We start from the raw sequence: 21212 nt of genomic DNA, 5'->3' as shown, positions 1-21212 counted from the left end.
CGAGCTGTTTGATCTGGATTTCAATAAGAAACGGAGGCTTAAAAATGGCACATGTTACAGATTTAGTGGGAAATACACCTTGTATTACACTGCAAAATATTAAAGGAAAGCATGCAAATCTGCATCTCAAAATTGAAAGAGGAAATCCTGCTGGCAGTATTAAAGACCGTCCTGCACTTTATATGATTGAACAGGCTGAAAAAATGGGTAAGTTGAAACCCGGAGACACGATCATTGAATCATCTTCAGGCAATTTTGGGATATCCCTTGCAATGATTGGCGCTGCCAAAGGATATCACGTGCTGATTTTAGTTGATCCGAAAACGACACAGGCCAATCTGAATATGTTAAAAGCATATGGAGCAGAGGTCATCGTCGTTCAAGAAAAAGATGATAGTGGTTCATATCATAAAACTCGGATCAAATTGGCAAATGAGCTGCACCGAGACATTCCAAATTCATTTCGTCCTGACCAATGTTTCAATCCGACCAATGCGGATGCCCATTACAATATAACGGCCCCGGAAATTGCTAGCCAATTTCCAGATGGACTAGATGCAATCGTTCTTGCTGTTTCAACAGGTGGACAGACTGGTGGAATTTCACGATACTTCAAGGAACACGACTCCAAAACGAAAATTGTTGTGGTTGACGCCATCGGATCATCGATTTTCAGTGGTGATGAACATGGCTATTTATTACCAGGGATGGGGCTGAGCTGGACACCCACAAACATTGAAAACATTGATTTAATTGATGAAATATATAAAGTTCCTGATGAGTCTGCTTTTATTGCTTGCCGGACATTGGCAAGACATGAAGGTATTTTGGTCGGCGGCAGTACTGGTGCATCACTTGTGGCTGCATTAAAGGTTGCTGAGACTGAAGGAATGAAGAATGTGCTTTGTCTTGCATCTGACAGTGGGGAACGTTATTTGAACACAATTTACAATGACGATTGGATGAATTCTCAACACTTGAACCTAAAAGCTGACCCAGAAACGTTGCTGAAAAAAGTGAAGCAACTGACAGTATATTCCCAACAACCAACAAAAGTCGCTAATTATAAGCCGTATTTAATTGATACGCTTGAATCACCAAGTAAACAGCTGCTATTTGAGCGCGGCAGTATTGACCATATAAAAGAGTATGTGTAAACGTTTACTAGAAAAGGAGAGATTTCGATGTTAGATCAGTTTGTGCTTATTTTAGGTAATGAAGAAGATCATAAGGATCATGATGCTTTAGCTGTTGCTTTAAAGGAATATGGAGTCGAAACAGTAAGAGCAAATCCTAAAGATATCACATCTATTTTTCAAGAAAAAGAAAATCGCTTTTTCATTGGACAACAGGAAATTAAACCGGCTCTCGTATTGGGCTGGGTATTTGAAGATATTTTAAAAATGGGTATGAATTTGCTGTATGCATTTGAAAGAAGTGGTATCCCAGTGATTAATAAAGCTGAAACACTTTTTTGCGGACAAAATAAATATTTAAACTCTGAAGCGCTTCATCGAGAAGGTATTCCTCACTTTCCAGTGATCAGCGGATTTTCTGAAAGAGATGTGGGGCATTGGACAGACAAACTTTCTTTTCCGCTCGTCCATAAACAAATTGTCAGTGCAGGCGGACAAGCTGTCATTAAAGTAGATTCACCCGGACTCTTAAAAGATTTGGCAAGAACGTTTGCGCAATACAATGAACATTATTATGCACAGCCTTATACAGAAAAACCTGACAGGGATATTCGAGTGATATGCATCGATTTCCAAACAACTTCTGCATTTTACAAATATACACCTGAAGGCGAGTGGGTGACAAATGTTGTCAGAGGAGGTAAACCGGTTCTTATTCACAATATCGATCCCGAACTTGCGCAGTTGGCAGAAAGGGCAGCAAAAGCGATGGGAGCCAGAATTGCTGGAATTGATATTTTAGAAGATCCTTCAGAAGGATATAAAGTATTGGAAGTGAACACATGCCCGAATTTCAATTTACGACAGTTTATGCCTGAAGCAACAGCTGTAAATGAAAAAGCAATTGCCAAAATGATGATAAAAGAAATGAAAAAAACAGAACATGTCATATAATAGAAAGAAAGGGAAATTTGATGGGGTGAAGAAATGTCAATTTTGGTTTTGAATTCATATGATCAACATTTAAATTTAGAAGAAATCGCTCCAGAGAAATTAAGCGAAATGGTTGTATTGACAACACCAAAGTTAAACAACAATCACAAATTTCAATACTATGAAGAAATTGAAGCGATCAGTGAAAATGAATGTGCTGAAAGCCGAATCAGGGAATTAACAAAGTATTATCAATTTGACTCGCTGATTGCCCATGATGAGTATGACATGGTCAGAGCCGGAAGAATGAGGGATCGTTTTGGAATTCCTGGACAAGCTGAACAGAGTGCGTTATCTTTTCGCCATAAAACAATCATGAAAGAGCATGCGAGACAATCTGTTCGCACTCCTTTGTTTCGAGAGATCCAATCCATTTTTGATGTTTATGAATTTGCGGATGAGCACGGTTATCCGCTCATTGTTAAACCTGTTGACCAAGGGGCTTCAAGAGATATTTTCGTCATTCGGAATGAAAATGACATTAAAGAATTTTCAAGACAAAAATTAAAATATTCATATGAAGTTGAAACGTTTATTGATGGTGAGATGTACCATATTGATGGATTGTACGTAGACGGTAAGGAAGTGTTGATTAGCATCTCAAAATATTGGAATGGGTGTATGGCATTTAAAACAAATGCAAGTCTAGGAAGCTTTCAGCTTTCTCAAAAAAGCGGTGAGTTTCAAGAAGTTTACTCGTTTTTTCAAAAGCTGTTGACCTCGTTTGATTGTCCAGAACATGTCGTCTATCATGGCGAGGTATTCAGAGAACATGACAGCGGGGAACTCGTATTTTGTGAGATTGCTTCAAGATATGGAGGAGGTTATATTCTCCAGGCTGTAGAAGCAACCTATGGTATCAATCTCAAAACAGAATGGCTTAGAAGTCAGTGTGGTTTAAATATGAGAGGAGAGCTAAAAGCTGAAACCGATTTACACGGCTTTTTACTCATACCACCTTATCAGGGAAAATTACTTGATAGACCTGAGAAAGTTCCTTTTGACTGGGTCAAGATTTATGACAAAAGTGAACTGGGATCTGACTTTACCAATCCGCGAAGAAGTATAGATAAAGCGGCAGGATTTATGATTGAAGGTGACAATGAACAGGTTTTACAGTACAGGTTGAATAAGCTGGATGCTTGGATGAGAAGCCAGTTCAAATGGTCAGCTGGGAGCAGTGAGCATCATTGAAATCGTTAATTCATACATACAAACAGATGACCTCATTATCGAAAACCGCTTTAGTTGGTATTATCATTAGCAGTTTAGGTACGTTTATGTTCATGCCTTACATTTCGATTTATTTATCTGATTTAGGCTATTCAACAGCTTTTATCGGATATGTCCTGTTGCTGTTTTCTTTCAGTCAGCAGGGCTTTACGTTTTTTGGCGGATTTTTAGGTGATCGTTTCGGTACAAAAATGATCTGTATGATCGGGCTTGTGATCAGAAGTCTAGGATACGGTTTGTTTATTTTTTCCTTTAACAAACCGCTCATTTTCTTTTCGACAATCTTAGTTGGTTTTGGTGGAGCACTGATCACACCCTCATTAAAAGTGGTGTTGGCTTTTGGAAACGAGTCCATTAGAAGTGCTGTTTTTGCTTTGCGAAATACCGCTGTCAATTTTGGCGGGGCGCTTGGACCTTTAATTGGTGGTATGCTTTATCTTTTAAATATTCAAATCATTTTTATTTTTGCAGCTATTTCTCATCTCATGGTCTTAATCATCATGAAAAAAACAATGGGTGTTCAGCTCAAGGAAAAAACGCAAGCCGGTGTTTCATTTACAAATATGTTAAACATTTTTCGAGACAAACAGATTGTCTATTTAACGTTTGCTGTTAGCTTGTTTTACTTTTTGTACATGCAATTTAATTTGAGTATTCCACTGTACACAAAAGACTTTCTTGGTAAACCTGAGTATGTCAGCTTGATTTTTTCTTTTAATGGCGTACTGATGATTTTTTTACAATATCCTATTATGGTATTTTTCCAAAATAAATTTAAGGAATATCAAGTTTTAATGTTAGGTATGTTTTTTATGGCGCTTGCCTTTACCTCTCTTACCGTAGCAAATGAGCTGTATATGCTCATTATCTTTACATTCCTATTAACGTTAGGGGAAATATTAATACCGCCGATGATTGATAATATAGCATCATTGCTGGCGCCACAGCACCTGTTAGGTAGCTATCTCGGTTTTGTTGTGTTCAGCTTTATGATCGGCGGCGGTTTAGGAAGTATTCTAGGCGGATATGGATATGACTGGGGAGTGGCCAATGGCATTCACTGGTTATGGTTCATTTATGTCAGTATCGCAGCACTAGGCATAGCATTGATATGGCCTATGAAAAAAATGACAAAACAAACCAATGTGGGGGAAGTTTATGAGAACAGCACTGTTCATAAGTCCGAGAATTAATGTTATAGAAGATGCGCGTAAAGCGGGCTACCAATCGATCATTGTCTATATGACTAACAATCAAATGACAGATAAAATAGCAGAGTTGGCTGATGAAGTGTTTGTATTTGATTGGACGAATTATGCTAAATCTCTTCATTATACTAAAAGTATTCACGAGCAAACGCCGCTCTTCCGAATTTACGGATTTGGTGAATATTCTGTTAAACTAGCATCGTTTTTGTCGGCATCACTGAATATTGAAGGGGTCGGATTGAGCGCAGTTGAGAAGGCAACGAATAAACAAACGATGCGAAACATATTAAATCAGCATGATCAACACTACGTCTTTTTTGATACGGTCTCTTCTTTTGAAGAACTGTTGAAAGCGGCTGAACATTCAAACTATCCATTTATCATCAAACCTGTAAGTGGAGCCGCTAGCATGAATGTCTCAAAAATCACTTCCAAACAAGATTTAGAGGCGGTACATCAGCAGTTTACTGGTGAGGATGTCTATATTTGCGAAGAATTTTTGGAAGGAAAAGAAATCAGTGTAGAAGCGATCAGCTTTGCAGGGAAACATAAAGTCATCGCCATGACAGAAAAGTATACAACAGGCAGTCCACATTTTATTGAAACAGCTCACATCGTCCCATATGTGCCAGACCAACAAGCTGAAATTGTTGAGATTGTCCAATCTGTACTAGATATTGTTGAACTTGAGACCGGTTTGTCCCATACGGAAGTCATCTTGACGAAATCCGGACCTAAAATCGTTGAAACACATGTCAGACCAGGCGGAGATGGGATTACTGATCTCGTACGGATCGCAACTGGAACAAGTATGTTTTATGCTTTGTTTCTCTATGATTTGTATAAAATCGAGCTATTTCCAGAAAAGTTAAACTATCAATTGATGGCCTCCAACCAGTTTTTCTTTTTCCCGGAAGGAAAAGTGACACAAATCGATGGTGTGGAGGAACTCAAACAGATGACGAATATCGAGAACTTTCAGCTACCGGTTAAAGAAGGAGATGTACTTCAAACACCGACTGATTCCACAAACAGACATGGTAATATTATATTATACGCCAAGACACAAGAAGAGCTAGACCGTCTGATTTTGAAAGTGAAATCGACTCTGAAGGTGACGACAAAAAAATAAAAATGTATAAAAAGCCTTTTTCCCCATTTGGAAAAAGGCTTTTCTTTTAAAATAGTGAATCGATTGTAGATTTCACTATATTTATAATGTATTTTGTAATTGCGTAGTCAAACAACTCGTAAGAAATAAATGCTAGCAAGTAAACGAAAAGTATTGCGTATATAAAATCGACAGCACCTTTTCTTTCTTCACGATAAATGTATAATACTGCTGGTGGAATCACAAACGCGATACCGCAAACACTAAAGAATAAAATGATATCAAATAGATCGCTTTTAACCATAGATGCAATCAAAGCAATCAGTAGTGGTGGTAAGAAAGGAATGAGCAGAGTTCCGAAACGCCCCAGAACTGCCTTAAACGAGGCTGGAATTTTTTGAATTCGTAAACCCGCATATGTAAAGATAACTATTAAGAAAATATAACTAGTGATCGTGAAGGCAGATTTCATCACAATATCTAAAAATGAAGGTCTAACTTCACTGGCGAATTCTCCTAATTCATTGAAAGAATTAAATAGAGCAAAATAAAATATCAACGGAATAACTAAAGCAAAAAGTGCCATTGTTATTATACTATACAGTATCTGTTGCTCGCCTGCATTCTTAAATTCTACATACGGTCGCTTTAATACCCTTACGAAAAATGAAAAATAGGCAGACAAAGTTTTTTTAGTTGTTTTTAAATACTTTTGCACCTCAGATTGTTTATTTTCCATTGAAGAATTGTTGCTCTCCCCATCTTCCAGAAGGCTTGTTCCACAATTCTCACAAAATTTTCCGCCACCTGTTTGATGACCACACTTCGAACATGTCATAACATAGAGTCTCCTTTTAAGTTAAATACAACAAAAATCTATTATAAATGAAATTGATATTGAATGTAAAATAGATTTTAGCTTTTAAAAATAGTCGAAAAGTATGAATCATTTTATAATTCATTGTGTGCATCACATGTTTTTACGGATTTTTATCCAGAAAACATATTTTTTAGAAATAGTGTTTTTATTTGTTGTATCAGGTGCAAAAAAGGATTGTGTTGTGGATGGGGACAGCTACCGTTATTGCTATAAGTATGTCAATCAGGCAATTGAGAGGAATGACAACAGAAGTAGTGGGATTTCTTTTATATAATCGAGTTTTATGGGTAAGTGTTGTATGTGGGATAGCACTCACTCACATTCATGATGTTTTTATGTAGTTGGAAACTATTTGTTAAACAAAGACAGAAGTCATAGATTTTTCTGAATTGACTAGATTGGGTGAAGGGTCGTGAAATCATGTTATATGTGGCAAAGAACCGCGCCATATTTGCGAGTGCCTATGCTCAAGGAAGTACGGGGATTGCTTGATATTATGACGCAGTTTTTTCCCAAGAAGCATCGACAGTGATTCCATAAAAAGCCGAATATCCTTCAAAAGAAATTCGGCTTTTTAACGTTTCTTCGCCTCACACACCAAAAATTTAAAATATTGCTCCAAATTCAAAATATCGTTGTTAGACAATAACTCCCATTTGCTTGGATCAAACAACCACAAATTTTCTGTCTCATATGTTGCAACAATGTCATTCATCGTTTGATATCGTTCAGATGATTCATGAATTTTGTCTATGGTCATATAGCCAGCGATCTCCATTAACTGTTCATACGATATGTTTAGGGCATCTGCCAATTTTCTGATTGTCGCTGGCTTTGGGACGCCACGATGGCCATTTTCAATTCTAGAAATCGTCGCAGCACTCACATCTGCAGACAAGGCAAGCTGATTAATCGATAGTCTTTTTTGTTCTCGTAGTTGTTTAAGCTTTTTCCCAAACACAGTCATCTCCTTCACCTCACAATCCTTTCTACTCACATTTTAATACAAATGTTGACTAAAGGAAATAGTAAGAGGGGAAAAATATTGACAAAAGTTAACACGAGGAGTAAAATAGCAACCAGATAAGTGATTTCATTTTAACTTCATCGGCGAGAAATTGCCCACTTCTGGAGGTGGTGTGATGAATCGCCTGTTCTTTTGCTTTTGAACAAATCTGGTCCTATTTAAATGAGATGAGATTGCATCATCATTCAGTATTCTGAGTTTTATACGCAAAAAAAAAACAAACATTTGTTAGAAGTATCCGAACTACCAGACCTTTCGATACAACTTAGCCATCATAAGGGACATGATAGACTAAAAAATTTTATTTTGACAACTGCTAGTGCTCCATTAGAATTCAACAAGCAAAAATAGAAAGCAGGTGAATCTTGTATTGTAGAACGACTTAGGAGTTTCAAAATGAGAAGGATGATAACCTTATGCTCAGGTGATCGAATCAAGTAACAGTGCCTCTAGTTAACTGGGTGAATGATTGGGATTATACGAGAAACCGCTGTTAGTCGTCTACTTCTGTTTGAAAGATGCCTCTTAAGCGAAGCATAAGTCCTGATCGTTCACTGGCGGAATGTTCGATTAGGAGTCTCTGTTTCGTTTACTTGCTTCTTGCACTAAAAAATTAAAATATTTGTCCAAGTTTTCAATATCCTCTTTAGTAAGTATTTTCCATCTTTCACTTTCAAACAAGGTTAGGTCTTCTAAGCCATGTTGAGAAGCAATATCATAAATAGAGTCATAGCTGCTGTTTGATTCCTTTATTGTGGAGGCGTTAATGTAACCAGCTGAGGCCATCAATTCCTCATACGGAATTTTTAAAGCGTCAGCAAGCTTACGGATCGTTGCTGGCTTCGGTACCCCGCGCTTCCCATTTTCAATTCTTGAAATGCCTGCAGAACTTACACCAGAATACATGGCAAGCTGATTCACGGTTAGTTTTTTTCGCTCTCGCAATTGTCTCAAATGATTTCCGAATTTTGTCATGATTAAAAACCTCACAATCTATTACTAAACAATATTTTATTACGAACATTGACTACAGGAAACATCTGGATGCAAAAAGTATTGACAAAAGTTAACAAATCATATATGTTCATAGGTAGAAAAAAAGAATTATATAAATGGAAAGGTGAGAAGGAACTTGGTTAAAAAGATTCATATCAAAAGAGATTTTGTCCTTCAGTATATGGTCGAACACAATCTTTCCTTAAACCAGCTTGCTCTCGAAATCGGTGTATCCCCGGCGACATTGAGCAGAGTTTTAAACGGTGAAAGGAGGCCTGGACAACTTGTTATCGGTAAAATGATTCTCTACTTTGATAAAAAATTTGAAGATCTCTTTTACTATAAAGATGTTGACAAAAGTCAATAGAAGGAGGATTTCAACATGAAAAATACAGGAATCGTTCGAAGAATTGATGAGCTTGGTAGAGTGGTTCTACCGGTTGAGATGCGAAAAATACTAAATATCAATGAGAAAGATCCACTGGAGATTCATACTGACGGTGAAAACATTATCCTTACCAAATACGCGGCGAACATGGCGTGTATCATGACTGGTGAGATCACGACACAAAATAAAACATATGCTGGCGGTAAAATCATTCTCAGTCCACGCGGTGCAGAGATCCTTTTGGAAGATATGGTGGAAGCATTAACAAGAAAAAACCAACACATACATAAAAATCTCTGAGCTTATGCCCTAGAAAAAACAAAACACTGAAATCGTCTCGTGACATACGTTTGCTTTTCATGTAAAATGAAACTATTGTCAGCCAGTTTGTCTGGAGGTGTAAGAAGAAATGCACACACTTTTAATGGTTTTATTAGTGATTGTCAGCATCACACTTATTATCGTTGTTTTGCTACAATCGAGCAAGAGTGCGGGATTATCAGGTGCAATTTCTGGGGGAGCTGAACAACTGTTTGGGAAACAGAAAGCGAGAGGGCTGGACTTAATTCTTCACCGTATCACGGTTGTTTTGACAGTGCTTTTCTTTCTCTTAACAATTGCGCTTGCCTATCTGGGTGTATAAGACGAGGAAGTATGAGGTCTGATTGTTAAAGTCAGGCCTCTTTCGCATTTACTTGATTTTCCTGTGCTGCGGATTTAGCGCTGGCACTTTCTTTTTATAAGTTTGTTTTAAGAAAAAATGTGGAAACATAAAGATGAAAAGGGGATCATGGACTGATGAAAATTGTTAAACCACAACCTTTCACATTTAAAGCGGGAAAAAAAGCTGTTCTTCTTTTACATGGCTTTACGGGGAACACAGCAGATGTGAGAATGCTCGGAAGGTATTTAAATGAAAGGGATTATACTTGTCATGCTCCACAGTATCAAGGTCATGGAGTGCCCCCTGAAGAACTCATACATACAGGGCCTGAAGATTGGTGGAAAGATGTTATTAGCGGTTATGAATACTTAAAGTCTGAAGGGTATGAACAGATTGCGGTATGCGGTCTGTCACTGGGAGGGGTTTTTTCATTAAAATTGGGTTACACTGTACCCGTAAAGGGAATTATTCCAATGTGTGCGCCGGTGTATATAAAAAGTGAAGAGACAATGTATCAAGGTGTGCTTGATTATGCTCGTAACTATAAAAAGTTTGAAGGAAAGTCACAACCATTGATAGAGGCAGAAATGGAAGAGTTCAAGAGAAAGCCGATGAATACTTTGAAGGCTTTACAGGAGCTGATTGCCGATGTTAGAGAGCATGTGGATATGATTTATACACCGACATTTGTAGTTCAGGCTCGCCACGATGAGATGATTAATCCGGATAGTGCAAACATCATTTATCATGCAGTTGAAACAGATGATAAAAAATTGAAATGGTATGAGAAGTCAGGGCATGCCATCACCTTGGATCAAGAGCGGGAAACATTACACGAGGATATTTATCAGTTTTTAGAAACATTGAATTGGCAGTCATAAGGAGGTCTGTTGAGTGGAAAAGCAAGAATTTATGGATAAGCTTCTAGCCTTTATGAAGGAGGAAGCATATAAACCTCTTACAGTTCAAGAACTAGAAGAGATGCTAGAGATTACCGATTCTGAAGAATATAAAGAGCTTGTGAAAACATTAGTCAGTCTTGAAGATAAAGGGATTGTCGTCAGAACAAGAAGCAATCGTTACGGGTTGCCTGAAAAAATGAACTTGATTAAAGGAAAAGTTTCGGCGCATGCGAAAGGTTTCGCATTTGTTCTGCCAGAAGATTCTGCGCTTGATGATATCTTCATTCCACCGTCTGAACTGAACACAGCGATGAATGGTGATATCGTACTCGTGCGTTTAAGTACACAAACCGGCGGGACAAAAAAAGAAGGAACAGTGATCCGGATCATTGAGCGGAATATCCAACAGGTCGTTGGGACATATACAGAATCGAAAAGTTTCGGGTTTGTCATTCCTGATGATAAAAAAATAACCAATGATATTTTTATTCCAAAGCACGCTAAAAATGGCGCTGTTGAGGGGCATAAAGTTGTCGTTCGCTTGACGAGTTATCCTGAAGGGCGGATGAGTGCAGAAGGGGAAGTTGTTCAAATACTCGGTCATAAAAATGACCCAGGGATTGATATTCTCTCCATTATTCATAAACATGGTCTACCGGGAGAATTTCCAGCTGAGGCAATGGAACAGGCAAATGCCACACCGGAAACGATCGATGAAAAAGATCTCCATGATAGACGGGATTTGCGAGAACAAACGATTGTCACAATCGATGGGGCAGATGCCAAAGATTTAGATGATGCTGTTACTGTCACAAAACTTAACGACGGACAATATAAACTGGGTGTCCACATTGCTGATGTCAGTTGGTATGTCACAGAAGGTTCAGCCATTGATAAAGAAGCGTTTGAAAGAGGAACTAGCGTCTATTTGGTTGACCGGGTGATTCCAATGATCCCGCACAGATTGTCCAATGGCATTTGTTCTCTGAATCCGAAGGTTGATCGGCTGACAATGTCCTGTGAAATGGTAATCAATAGCCAGGGGCAAGTAATAGAACATGAGATTTTCCAAAGTGTCATTAAAACGACTGAACGGATGACATATTCAGATGTGAATAAAATCCTTGTCGAAGATGATCAAGATCTTAAACAAAAATATGAACCACTCGTCCCGATGTTTAAAGATATGGAAGAATTAGCGTCTATTTTGCGTGAAAAGCGAATGGAGCGAGGAGCAGTCGATTTTGATTTTAAAGAAGCTAAAGTTTTGGTTGATGAGGAAGGAACAGCAAAAGACGTTGTCATTCGAGAACGTTCAACAGCCGAAAAGTTAATTGAAGAGTTTATGCTTGTTGCTAATGAAACGGTTGCTGAACACTTTCATTGGATGAATGTTCCGTTTATTTATCGGATTCATGAAGAGCCTGATCAAGAAAAACTGCAACGGTTTTTAGAGTTTGTCACAACCTTTGGTTATGTCGTCAAGGGCACTGCCGGAAATATTCATCCAAAAGCATTGCAAAATGTTCTTGATGCAGTCAGGGATCGTCCAGAAGAAGCTGTTATTTCAACGGTCATGCTGAGATCGATGAAACAGGCGAAATATGATCCACAAAGCCTTGGCCATTTCGGCTTATCAACTGAGTTTTATACTCATTTTACATCACCGATTCGCCGTTATCCCGATTTGATTGTTCACAGGTTGATCAGAACGTATTTAATTAAAGGGAAAACAGATGAAGTAACAAGAGAGAAGTGGTCCAATCTTTTACCGGATATTGCAGAGCATACGTCTAACATGGAGCGCAATGCAGTAGATGCGGAACGGGAAACAGATGATCTGAAAAAAGCGGAATATATGATGGATAAGATCGGTGAAGAATTTGATGGTATGATCAGTTCAGTGACAAACTTTGGTATGTTTGTTGAACTTCCGAATACGATTGAAGGGCTTGTCCATGTCAGCTTTATGACAGATGACTTTTATCGTTTTGATGAACAGCATTATGCGATGATCGGTGAGAGAACCGGAAATGTTTACCGGATCGGTGATGAGATTACCGTTCGAGTTGTTGATGTCAATAAAGATGAACGGAATATCGATTTTGAAATCGTTGGAATGAAAGGATCACGTCGACGTCCTAAAACAGAAATCAAACAAAAAAAGCCTGTTTCTTCAGAAGATAAAGGTGAATGGTTCACAAGACCAAAAAAGAAAAAGGGTAAGAAAAAACGTGGTTTTCAAAACGCCCCGAAACAAAAAAGAAAGAAAAAGAAGTAATAGAAAAGGTTGCGAATTGTAAGAGTGATAAAGATTTGGTAGAATAAGACGTATTCGCCGCCTTTTCGCAGGCGAGAGGAGGTCGTCAAATGCCAAAGGGAGAAGGGAAGGTTATTTCCCAAAATAAAAAAGCCCGTCACGATTACTTTATAGAAGAAACATATGAAACAGGCATTGTTCTCCAAGGTACTGAGATCAAATCAATTCGTGCTGGACGGGTGAATTTAAAAGATTCGTTCGCTAAAATTGAGAGGGGAGAAGTGTTCCTCCATAATATGCATGTCAGCCCTTATGAACAAGGGAATCGCTATAATCATGATCCTTTGCGGACGAGAAAGCTATTGATGCAAAGAAAGCAGATTAACAAACTGATCGGTCTGACAAAAGAACAAGGATATTCGCTCGTCCCACTTAAACTTTATTTAAAAAACGGTTTTGCCAAAGTCCTCTTAGGTCTTGGAAAAGGCAAAAAGAAGTATGATAAACGCGAAGATTTAAAACGTAAAGACGCAAAACGTGAAATTGAAAAAGCGTTTCGTGACCGTCAAAAAGGATTGATTTAAAGCCTGATTGTATGTTATTCTATAAAGACGTGATCATAAATATTACCATTTGAATATCAGTGTGATCCTGTTATAATAGTGATACAGCCAGTTTCCGTATTCCTATTCTAAGGGGACGTTACGGATTCGACAGGGATGGATCGAGCTTGAGTTGCGAGCCGAGAGGCGATCTCGTAAAAACGCACCTAAATATAACTGGCAAATCTAATAACCAGAACTTAGCATTAGCTGCCTAATAAGTGCAGCGAGCTCTTGCCCGCATCGCCTATGTGCCGGTACAGAGCCCATAACTAAGTAGGCTACGCTTGCACTCCCGTCTGAGTGTGCAGGAAGAGACTTTTCAGACTAGCTCTCCGAGGGCCCGCCCGCAGGCACGAAGATGAGCGAATCCAAATATGCAGGCTACGCTCGTAGACGCTGAAGCAATCGACGTTTCTGGACGTGGGTTCGACTCCCACCGTCTCCATACATATTTGAAACCCCAATGCGATTAAAGTATTGGGGTTTTTTATTTTTTAGGGAGTCGTATTTGATGGTATCGGGAAATTTGCTCGCTTTCCGTGAGCACCCTTGGAGCTCGTTCCTTGCTCATGCGGGGTCTTGCCTGACTTGCTGTTTCCGCATGAGTCTCGCAATTCCCCCTGATCCATTTGTAAAGGACTTTTTAGACAGCCTTCCCTATTGTCGACCATATTCACTTCGGAAGACTATTAACCCACTCATCTCATTGTACTCTATACTAACAGGCTCATATAAACTATGTTCTTCTGTCACGTGTAAGGAAGAACCAACTAACTTACTGTTTGCTTATTCATTCTTGCAACTGACAACTACTTTGTTTTTGCCATCTTTCTAACAGCTTCATGAGATTCAGCAATTTATAAAATTTTTATTTTTTGGATTTACAATTCATTTATTCGGAAATTTCACTTCTGGATAATCTGGATTCGGTCGGCTAATTAAATCACCACCGACTCCTTTTAAATGTTTGTTAAAAAAGTCTAACACATATTGATTCACGATAAATGCAGACCGTTTATGATCAATTTCGCCTGTCATGCCCATCTGCTTTAACATTTTCGAAAAAAGTTGGAAGTCGGTAAAATTATAGTGTCCCGTTCCATCAATGTGAATTAAGGATGCTTGATCAATGATGTGAAATTCTTTTTTTCTTGTTTCCATCATCATCATAAATTCCTCTTTTGTTAGTCCTGATTCTTTTATTTCTTTATCAGAAATAGAATTTTTCTCAACTTTGTTTTTGATTTTAATAAAATCATCTGATTCGATAAACAGAAACGGTTTTGAGATAGCATGTTTTTTATCTAAGTTATAGAGTGAACCGTCCATATTGATTCCGGCTTTAATCTTTGGATTTGCATAGGCCGCATTGAAAGCGGTCGCGCCTCCAAAGGAATGGCCCATGATGCCGATATGATTGAGGTCGATTTTTCCATTGAAAACGGTATGATTCATTTTTTTCATTTGAGAAATGACAAATTCGGTGTCTTTCGTCCAAATTTCCCCCAACTCTGTGCTTTTTTCTGGTGAACCGTCCAGATCAGTTGTTAATCCTGTGATTCTTCCATCAGGAAATACCGTCGCTGTTGTACTGTATGTATGATCGATCGCCACAACGATAAATCCGTGACTGGCTAAATTCTCTGCTTGAGCAGTATGCATCATCCGACCAGTACCATAGCCATGACTGATCAGCACTAAAGGATAAGGTTTTTTAGACGATAATATCTCAGCATTTTCAAATGAATTGGTTTGAATATAACGCCAATAATCGAAAACAAATTCAGGAAGATGCCATCCGCTTGCATATTTCTCAATATATTTTTTAAATGTCTGTTGATCTTCAGGGAAAAGCGGTTTTGGCTTTTGAAGTTTTGTGTGATGGGCAGGGTACCAGACCTGAATCATCAATTCTCTTTTGTCATGTGGATCTTTGGTCAGCACTTCATCTCTACCTTGATCAACGAGATGAAATGTCTTAGTACCGACTGCATGATGACCATCAGGTTTTGGTAAATCAAAAACAGGAATATATAAGCTAGCAAAAGTTGAAAGAATGAGCATCATAAACATGAGAAAAAATAAACTATATGCTAAAGGCTTGCCTACCTTAATACGAAGCCTTTTACGAAATATTATACAGATGGTGAGGATGGAAGAAACGAGATAGACAAAAACCATTTGCCATCTGTAACCTTCAAAAAAGAAGTGTCCAGTCAATAGACCGATATTTAATAAGCCAAAAGCCAATGCCACCTTTCTCGGTATTTTAAAGTGAAATAGCAATACAAAAGACGACAAAATTAATAATATTTCTAATATTCTCATTATAGATCCTCCGTTTTAAGATTTGCTCTTAAATATAACGAATGTTAGGGCTGATTGGTTCTTAAATTTTTAAAACTGTGCTTGCATAAAAAAGCTCGCAGAATCTTTATTCTGCAAGCAAGCTTTAGTGCATATTATCTAGTAAATTTAACGACTGGATGTTTTTCTTTACAAAGGTAGTTTGTAAACGTCTTGTCAACATCAAGATTGTCGCGAACAAAATTCTCAGGAACAAGGGCAAGCCATTGATTTAAAGAAACATCTGCATAATGATCATCTTTGAAAATTTCAAGGAAACGAAGAGGAGTATCTCCTGTATTTTTGACATAGTGCCCCATTGCAAACGGTACATAACCGACATCACCCGCTTGATAGTTGAATGTGCGGGCATGTCCATCTGCTGCAAAAACTGTCATTTTTGCTTCGCCTGAAATGTAATATTGCCATTCATCTGTATTAGGGTGCCAGTGCAGTTCCCTCATTGCCCCTGGCTCGACTTCTACCAAGGCTGCGGCAATCGTTTTTGATGCTTTGAAATTTGTAGAATCGGCAATCCATACCTTACCACCGCTTGATACAATCGGCTCTTGTTCAAGTAGCCGGTAGCTGAAAGACTCTGGAATTATTCCATTTGGACTTTCGACTGTATCTTTTTCAAGTGAGCCCGGGATTGCTTTTTGGAAAATATACTTTTCTTGAGATGGAAGAGATGAAATCACTTCTTTTGAAACACCAAAATTTGCAGCGATGACATCTTCTGGTGTATGTGCCAACCAATCTGTAACTTGAAACGTGCTGTTTTCAGAAAAAGAACCATCATCAAAGACCAGTATGAATTCACAGCCTTCTTCCAGACCTTGAATTGAATGCGGTAGCCCTGATGGAAAATACCATAAGTCGCCTACTTTTACATCCTCAATAAAATTCCTGCCGTCTTGGTCGACAGACGTAATCCTGGCTGATCCATATAACATATATGCCCACTCAGCTTCCTTATGCCAGTGCAGTTCTCTGATGGCTCCTGGTTTCAACCTCATATTAACAGATGCAAGATTATTTGAAATTGGCAGTTCGCGAACAGTAATTTCTCTTGCATAACCACCATTTTCTAGACGGTTGTGGACATCGGAAAATGAAAACTTCATGTTTGATAAGGTTCCATGGTCTGTTTCAGGAGGAGCAAGCATATTCGGATTTTGGCGATCGCGCTCGATATTGTGTTGAATTTTTGTTTTCGCTCCTTTTTCTCCTCTAATCGGCTGTGGAATGGGTTTGTTTTTTTCCACTGTGAAAATCCCCTCTTTCTATTAGTTTTTAGTATGAAAGGAGTATTGAAAGGCCTTTCGTATTTCCCTTCTGTCATATTAAGTGAAAAAAATGGGCTCTATGTCAATCAGTGTGGATAAATAGACAAACTGGCTTATATCGTCGGAGAGTAAACATAGCCGACTTATCTTACATATGAGTTTACTTTTTTGCCATTTCTTTCATTTAATAAAATAGGAGGCGGTTTTTTATGATTGATCAAGCTTTGCTGCGTTCAAAAATGGAGGAAATCACCAGGCATCCGCTGATAAAGCATTTTTTAAGCAACCCCCAGTGTGAGCGGCTATTTCACCATGTAATGGAACATCCTAATTGTAAGGAGGCAGAATTTCTTGATTTTGCATTTAAGCAATTTTATAAACATATTCGGATCATGAAGTATATAAATTCTATGATTCGGATATTTTCGGTTGATTTTGATAAAAGAGTCCGGAAAAATCGGCACCGTTTTCCACTGATAATTGATGGAAATTCTAATATCGCCGAGCCGCCTCGCGGGGATATATTTGATGATTATTTAAATCGGGAGGAAGATTTAAGTGAACACATTCAAGATCAACTACTTTACAATGCATTTTTACAATTGACAGATAAACAAAAACAAGTGTTTACACAGATCTATCTTCATGGTGCTTCAATGCAAGAGATAGCAGATTCTTTAGGGGAATCAAGACAAAACATTTCAAAGATTCATAAAAGAGGGTTGTTAAAAATAAGAACAATGCTAACTCAAGAGGGGAAGGGGAATCATAAAATTGAGTCTGCATGAAAAAAAAGATATTGAAAAACTACTGGAAACCTTCATGCCAATGATCAAAAACAAACTAAGAAACACAACTTATCAAGAAAGAGAAGATCTTGAGCAAGAGCTGAGAATTAAGATTTATGAAAAAGTGGACATGCTTCTTTATCAGGAGGTTCCGGGGTTTTGGGATTTTATTACCGATTTTTTGGATAGTTAAATATTTAGCTGAGTCTAGCTAATTAGAACATTTGAGAAGGTCGGGTTTGGGCTTTCACATTAAGAATGGAGATCCCACAGAATATTCTTTTTTGTTGTTTCTCATACTAGTATAAAACATAGAAAAGGCAGGTTTCAAAAATGACAAAAACCCTTTATATTACCGCACATCCTCATGATGAAAAAACTTCTTACAGTATGGCGGCGGGGAAGGCATTTATCGATTCTTACAAAGAAGCGCATCCGCAGGATGAAGTCGTTCATCTTGATCTTTATCAGGAAAACATTCCGCAAATTGATGCAGATGTATTTAGTGGCTGGGGGAAACTGCAATCAGGGACCGAGTTTGAACAGCTCTCTGATCAGGAAAAAGCAAAAGTGGGTCGACTCAACGAGCTAAGTGATCAATTTGTTGAGGCTGATCAATATGTATTTGTCACACCGTTCTGGAACTTTTCATTTCCACCGGTGATGAAAGCATATTTTGATTCAATTGCTGTTGCAGGCAAGACTTTCAAATATACGGATCAGGGGCCTGTTGGCCTGTTAACTGATAAAAAAGCGCTTCATATTCAGGCAAGAGGTGGCTATTATTCAGAAGGGCCTGCTGCTGAATTGGAAATGGGTCATCGTTATATTACCGTGATGATGCAGTTTTTCGGTGTTCCATCATTTGAAGGTTTTTTTATCGAGGGTCATAATGCAGAGCCAGACAAAGCAGAAGAAATCAAAAAAAATGCGATCGCCCGCGCTATTGAATTGGGCCGGACATTTTAGAAACCGAAACCTTCCTATCGGGGGGAGGTTTCAGTTTTTCATTTTTAATCTGATTTTTTTCCCTTCTACAAAGGAGATCATCCCTAGGACAATAAAACAGCCAGTCCACTGAATCAGTGTAAGCCGTTCCCCTAAAAAACATGCACCGAAAATGATCGTAATGATTGGACCAACCATTGAAATCAAAGATCCTCTAACAGCTCCAATCCGTTTAATTCCTTCTAACATAAGGATAAAAGGAGCTACTGTTGTGATCATAGCAATCATGAAAAATAAAAGATAGACAGACGGTTGGAATGAAAACAGTTTTGTTTCATATCCAAAACTGTTTCTAATGAATAAAAAAATAATCATTGCGATACTGGCTAGTGACATACCATATACATTCATCCGAATGCTTCCAATCCGATGAACCATCTGACCGGAAATGACAAGGTAGCAAGCATAAACCGCTGAAGAAAGCAAGATGAGTACAGCGCCAAAAAAGTTTGCATGTAACTCATGAAGACTCCAGCCGCCAATCGATAAAAATACGCCAAAACTGACGACACCCATGGCGATTACATCTAACATGGAAATTCTCTCTTTTCTACTTAAAAAAGAAAGAATGAGTACAAAAATCGGATAACTCATCACAAGCATCCGTTCGACAATAGCTGAAACATAATGCAACCCGATAAAATCCAGTAATGGTGATAGAAAAAACACGAGCAAACCAGTTATTCCAGCTTTCATCATGTCTTTTTTAGACGGTTTGGCAGGTAATTTTCTGTAATACATAAGTAAAATAACGTAAAAGAGAGGTGTTGCAATAAGTTGTCGAAACAATAATGTCGATTCAGGAGTGGCACCATAGGAGTAAGCCCACTTGATGATAATTGATTTTGAAGCAAAACATACAGTACCGACAACCATGAACAACATCCCAATCATAAACTGATCATGATATTTTAATTGATGATTCACTTCAAGTTTTCCCATATGATGACACCTTTCTTTTTTTAATTCTGTCTTGCCTTCTGTTTGACATACCATAGCGCATGTCGATCTATAATTGTAGATATAGAAAAATTTGAAGCAGAAATTGCATTTTTTAGCAGCTCATCAATTACACAGAAAGTGAAGTCTTGTCCTTTCGTCTTTTCAAAGTTTTTTTGAAGATAATAGGTTCCTGAAACTGTATAACCACCGATTTTAACCAACTTGCATTTGTCAAAAAAATCATCGATATTGAATAAGATATTCAGCACTTTTTCTTTTAAACAAGGGTGATGGGTTAATGTCTGTTTGACTTTGTCAGATGTAAGAAAATCAATGATGTTGTATTTGTCTTTTAAGAAGAGAGAGGTATTTGTAAGTAGATGGAAATTTTCAATTGGTTTTACAATAATGGTATCTGTCCCATCATAAATATCAATCAGGGTGTATAAATTCATTTCTGTGACATTTCCAACTAGAATTTTTTGTCCTGTATCAAGGTGTGCGGGTGTATGTTCTAAATACATATAGGCATTTTTTGTTTCTGTGTTTTGTGAAAAGGAAGTAATCGTAGTGCTTGAGCCAATCTTTTCTAATTCCTTTTTTGTGACTTCTACCTCAGCATCAATTCTCCCTAAAGTTAAAATCGAGTCTGCTCCCTCTTTAGCGAAGTGGCTGGCTATAGTAGAGATGAGTTCAATTGTTGCTTGATAATCCAACTGACCGGTGCTGTTTTTAACCCCCCAAGTTCCATCTTCATTTAATCCAATATGAAAAGGATCAACGGTAATATGGAGAGTTCCTATAGGATAGTTGCCTCTTATCGTTTTAAAGGCTTGAATATGGTCATTTAATATTTGATACAAATCTTTTGAGAGTCTCCCAATAAGACGTAAGGTGATGGAATGAATCCCATAAGACTTTAATTCTTTAATCAATTCAATCGTATTTTCAACAGAACGAAATGGATAGCCATCCATGTTTTTCATGGGTCTGGTGGTATTGCCATCTAAATAAATATCGACATCGATCGGTTGAGACAGTTTAGCTGGATTAATATTGACTTCATATTCTTGGGTAAGTCTTCTCGATGTCCTCCCCAGCTGTATTTGGCTAACGTCCTTTAACGAATTTGGCACTAAAAACACCCTCTCTAAATTTTTTTGTTCATAAAACTTAGAATTCGCTTTAAAAATAGTGGAACCTTTTAAATTTTCCAAAAAGGTTAAAAAGAACCATTTTTTTGATTATGTATTTAAAGAATGCCTTTTCCTTTGTTTTTTGCACTTATTTAATAATTTGTATGTTACTAACCAGGCTATTTAACTAAATTCCGTCCATGAATAATGAACACGCTATTTGTATTTATTAAGACATGTAATTCCTTGGATGTGTAGAACTATTCAATCAATATAGATGCAAAAAAACGTGATCGATAA

Annotated in this window: 21 protein-coding genes and 1 other RNA gene; 15 read left to right on the top strand and 7 right to left on the bottom strand. The window is 37.9% G+C overall.

Annotated elements, in window-relative coordinates; genetic code table 11:
* Positions 1-44: 44 nt before the first annotated feature.
* Genes PDT38_RS08780 through PDT38_RS08760 form a run of 5 tightly spaced genes read left to right on the top strand, consistent with a single transcriptional unit; the run spans position 45 to position 5702 of the window.
* The gene (locus tag PDT38_RS08780; RefSeq protein ID WP_270800602.1) at positions 45-1157 is read left to right on the top strand and encodes a PLP-dependent cysteine synthase family protein; all 1113 of its coding nucleotides are present in this window, start codon (positions 45-47) and stop codon (positions 1155-1157) included.
* Positions 1158-1184: 27 nt separating this feature from the next.
* Positions 1185-2090, top strand: coding sequence for an ATP-grasp domain-containing protein (locus PDT38_RS08775; RefSeq protein WP_270800599.1), 906 nt, complete (start codon positions 1185-1187; stop codon positions 2088-2090).
* 33 nt (positions 2091-2123) lie between these two features.
* Positions 2124-3323: an ATP-grasp domain-containing protein gene (locus PDT38_RS08770; protein WP_270800597.1), complete on the top strand. Its 1200-nt coding sequence runs from the start codon at positions 2124-2126 to the stop codon at positions 3321-3323.
* Positions 3320-4555: an MFS transporter gene (locus tag PDT38_RS08765; RefSeq protein WP_270800595.1), complete on the top strand. Its 1236-nt coding sequence runs from the start codon at positions 3320-3322 to the stop codon at positions 4553-4555. Before PDT38_RS08770 ends, PDT38_RS08765 begins: the two co-directional genes overlap by 4 nt.
* Complete coding sequence (locus tag PDT38_RS08760; protein WP_270800592.1) at positions 4521-5702, top strand: ATP-grasp domain-containing protein; 1182 nt, start codon at positions 4521-4523, stop codon at positions 5700-5702. The genes PDT38_RS08765 and PDT38_RS08760 overlap by 35 nt, the downstream gene beginning before the upstream one ends.
* 46 nt (positions 5703-5748) lie before the next feature.
* Here the strand turns inward: PDT38_RS08760 and PDT38_RS08755 are convergent, their stop codons facing one another.
* The 3 genes from PDT38_RS08755 to PDT38_RS08745 form a co-directional block, all read right to left on the bottom strand.
* Positions 5749-6519 carry a zinc ribbon domain-containing protein gene (locus PDT38_RS08755; protein WP_270800590.1) on the bottom strand — a complete coding sequence of 257 codons (771 nt, stop codon included), beginning with the start codon at positions 6517-6519 and terminating at the stop codon, positions 5749-5751.
* 616 nt (positions 6520-7135) lie between these two features.
* Complete coding sequence (locus PDT38_RS08750) at positions 7136-7528, bottom strand: helix-turn-helix domain-containing protein (RefSeq protein WP_270800589.1); 393 nt, start codon at positions 7526-7528, stop codon at positions 7136-7138.
* Between the two features lie 630 nt (positions 7529-8158).
* On the bottom strand, positions 8159-8563 hold the full coding sequence (locus PDT38_RS08745; protein ID WP_270800588.1) for a helix-turn-helix domain-containing protein: 405 nt from the start codon (positions 8561-8563) through the stop codon (positions 8159-8161).
* A 202-nt stretch (positions 8564-8765) separates the two neighbouring features.
* Between PDT38_RS08745 and PDT38_RS08740 the strand changes: the two genes are divergently transcribed.
* The 7 genes from PDT38_RS08740 (at position 8766) to ssrA (ending at position 13851) form a co-directional block, all read left to right on the top strand.
* A complete protein-coding gene (locus PDT38_RS08740) occupies positions 8766-8951 on the top strand; it encodes a helix-turn-helix transcriptional regulator (protein WP_270801702.1) in 186 nt (61 codons plus the stop codon).
* A gap of 15 nt (positions 8952-8966) precedes the next feature.
* Complete coding sequence (locus PDT38_RS08735; protein WP_172297909.1) at positions 8967-9272, top strand: AbrB/MazE/SpoVT family DNA-binding domain-containing protein; 306 nt, start codon at positions 8967-8969, stop codon at positions 9270-9272.
* 109 nt (positions 9273-9381) lie between these two features.
* Entirely contained in the window at positions 9382-9615 is a 234-nt protein-coding gene (gene secG, locus PDT38_RS08730; protein WP_270800585.1) for a preprotein translocase subunit SecG, read from the top strand.
* A gap of 155 nt (positions 9616-9770) precedes the next feature.
* Complete coding sequence (locus tag PDT38_RS08725; protein WP_270800583.1) at positions 9771-10517, top strand: alpha/beta hydrolase; 747 nt, start codon at positions 9771-9773, stop codon at positions 10515-10517.
* Positions 10518-10530: 13 nt separating this feature from the next.
* On the top strand, positions 10531-12819 hold the full coding sequence (rnr, locus tag PDT38_RS08720) for a ribonuclease R (protein WP_270800581.1): 2289 nt from the start codon (positions 10531-10533) through the stop codon (positions 12817-12819).
* 89 nt (positions 12820-12908) lie between these two features.
* Complete coding sequence (gene smpB / locus PDT38_RS08715) at positions 12909-13382, top strand: SsrA-binding protein (protein WP_172297901.1); 474 nt, start codon at positions 12909-12911, stop codon at positions 13380-13382.
* 111 nt (positions 13383-13493) lie between these two features.
* Positions 13494-13851: a transfer-messenger RNA gene (gene ssrA / locus PDT38_RS08710) on the top strand.
* A gap of 440 nt (positions 13852-14291) precedes the next feature.
* Here the strand turns inward: ssrA and PDT38_RS08705 are convergent.
* Positions 14292-15731 carry an alpha/beta hydrolase family protein gene (locus tag PDT38_RS08705; RefSeq protein ID WP_270800579.1) on the bottom strand — a complete coding sequence of 480 codons (1440 nt, stop codon included), beginning with the start codon at positions 15729-15731 and terminating at the stop codon, positions 14292-14294.
* 134 nt (positions 15732-15865) lie between these two features.
* Positions 15866-17017 (bottom strand): oxalate decarboxylase family bicupin, encoded by a 1152-nt coding sequence (locus tag PDT38_RS08700; RefSeq protein WP_270800578.1) that lies wholly within the window; start codon positions 17015-17017, stop codon positions 15866-15868.
* A 230-nt stretch (positions 17018-17247) separates the two neighbouring features.
* Here PDT38_RS08700 and PDT38_RS08695 point away from each other — a divergent pair, with 230 nt between their 5' ends.
* From PDT38_RS08695 to PDT38_RS08685, 3 genes are all read left to right on the top strand, one after another.
* Entirely contained in the window at positions 17248-17826 is a 579-nt protein-coding gene (locus tag PDT38_RS08695) for a sigma-70 family RNA polymerase sigma factor (RefSeq protein WP_270800576.1), read from the top strand.
* On the top strand, positions 17813-18019 hold the full coding sequence (rsoA, locus tag PDT38_RS08690; protein WP_270800575.1) for a sigma-O factor regulator RsoA: 207 nt from the start codon (positions 17813-17815) through the stop codon (positions 18017-18019). The genes PDT38_RS08695 and rsoA overlap by 14 nt, the downstream gene beginning before the upstream one ends.
* A 140-nt stretch (positions 18020-18159) precedes the next feature.
* Entirely contained in the window at positions 18160-18795 is a 636-nt protein-coding gene (locus PDT38_RS08685) for an FMN-dependent NADH-azoreductase (RefSeq protein ID WP_270800573.1), read from the top strand.
* Positions 18796-18825: 30 nt separating this feature from the next.
* Here the strand turns inward: PDT38_RS08685 and PDT38_RS08680 are convergent, their stop codons facing one another.
* Positions 18826-19776, bottom strand: coding sequence for a DMT family transporter (locus PDT38_RS08680; RefSeq protein WP_270800571.1), 951 nt, complete (start codon positions 19774-19776; stop codon positions 18826-18828).
* 20 nt (positions 19777-19796) lie between these two features.
* Positions 19797-20912: a delta-aminolevulinic acid dehydratase gene (locus tag PDT38_RS08675; protein WP_270800570.1), complete on the bottom strand. Its 1116-nt coding sequence runs from the start codon at positions 20910-20912 to the stop codon at positions 19797-19799.
* Positions 20913-21212 lie beyond the last annotated feature (300 nt).

The organism is Bacillus changyiensis, from assembly GCF_027706145.1.
GTDB classification, from domain to species: Bacteria; Bacillota; Bacilli; order Bacillales; family Bacillaceae; genus Bacillus; species Bacillus changyiensis.
Note: the sequence above shows the minus strand (reverse complement) of the source record. Positions and strands in the feature narration are given on the sequence as shown.

Coding starts and splice junctions, on each gene's coding strand:
- PDT38_RS08750 (WP_270800589.1), bottom strand. CDS start 7,528: ATGACTGTGTTTGGGAAAAAGCTTAAACAACTACGAGAACAAAAAAGA.
- PDT38_RS08775 (WP_270800599.1), top strand. CDS start 1,185: ATGTTAGATCAGTTTGTGCTTATTTTAGGTAATGAAGAAGATCATAAG.
- PDT38_RS08695 (WP_270800576.1), top strand. CDS start 17,248: ATGATTGATCAAGCTTTGCTGCGTTCAAAAATGGAGGAAATCACCAGG.
- PDT38_RS08680 (WP_270800571.1), bottom strand. CDS start 19,776: ATGGGAAAACTTGAAGTGAATCATCAATTAAAATATCATGATCAGTTT.
- PDT38_RS08745 (WP_270800588.1), bottom strand. CDS start 8,563: ATGACAAAATTCGGAAATCATTTGAGACAATTGCGAGAGCGAAAAAAA.
- smpB (WP_172297901.1), top strand. CDS start 12,909: ATGCCAAAGGGAGAAGGGAAGGTTATTTCCCAAAATAAAAAAGCCCGT.
- secG (WP_270800585.1), top strand. CDS start 9,382: ATGCACACACTTTTAATGGTTTTATTAGTGATTGTCAGCATCACACTT.
- PDT38_RS08760 (WP_270800592.1), top strand. CDS start 4,521: ATGAGAACAGCACTGTTCATAAGTCCGAGAATTAATGTTATAGAAGAT.
- PDT38_RS08740 (WP_270801702.1), top strand. CDS start 8,766: ATGGTCGAACACAATCTTTCCTTAAACCAGCTTGCTCTCGAAATCGGT.
- PDT38_RS08735 (WP_172297909.1), top strand. CDS start 8,967: ATGAAAAATACAGGAATCGTTCGAAGAATTGATGAGCTTGGTAGAGTG.
- PDT38_RS08755 (WP_270800590.1), bottom strand. CDS start 6,519: ATGACATGTTCGAAGTGTGGTCATCAAACAGGTGGCGGAAAATTTTGT.
- PDT38_RS08770 (WP_270800597.1), top strand. CDS start 2,124: ATGTCAATTTTGGTTTTGAATTCATATGATCAACATTTAAATTTAGAA.
- PDT38_RS08780 (WP_270800602.1), top strand. CDS start 45: ATGGCACATGTTACAGATTTAGTGGGAAATACACCTTGTATTACACTG.
- PDT38_RS08705 (WP_270800579.1), bottom strand. CDS start 15,731: ATGAGAATATTAGAAATATTATTAATTTTGTCGTCTTTTGTATTGCTA.
- PDT38_RS08725 (WP_270800583.1), top strand. CDS start 9,771: ATGAAAATTGTTAAACCACAACCTTTCACATTTAAAGCGGGAAAAAAA.
- PDT38_RS08685 (WP_270800573.1), top strand. CDS start 18,160: ATGACAAAAACCCTTTATATTACCGCACATCCTCATGATGAAAAAACT.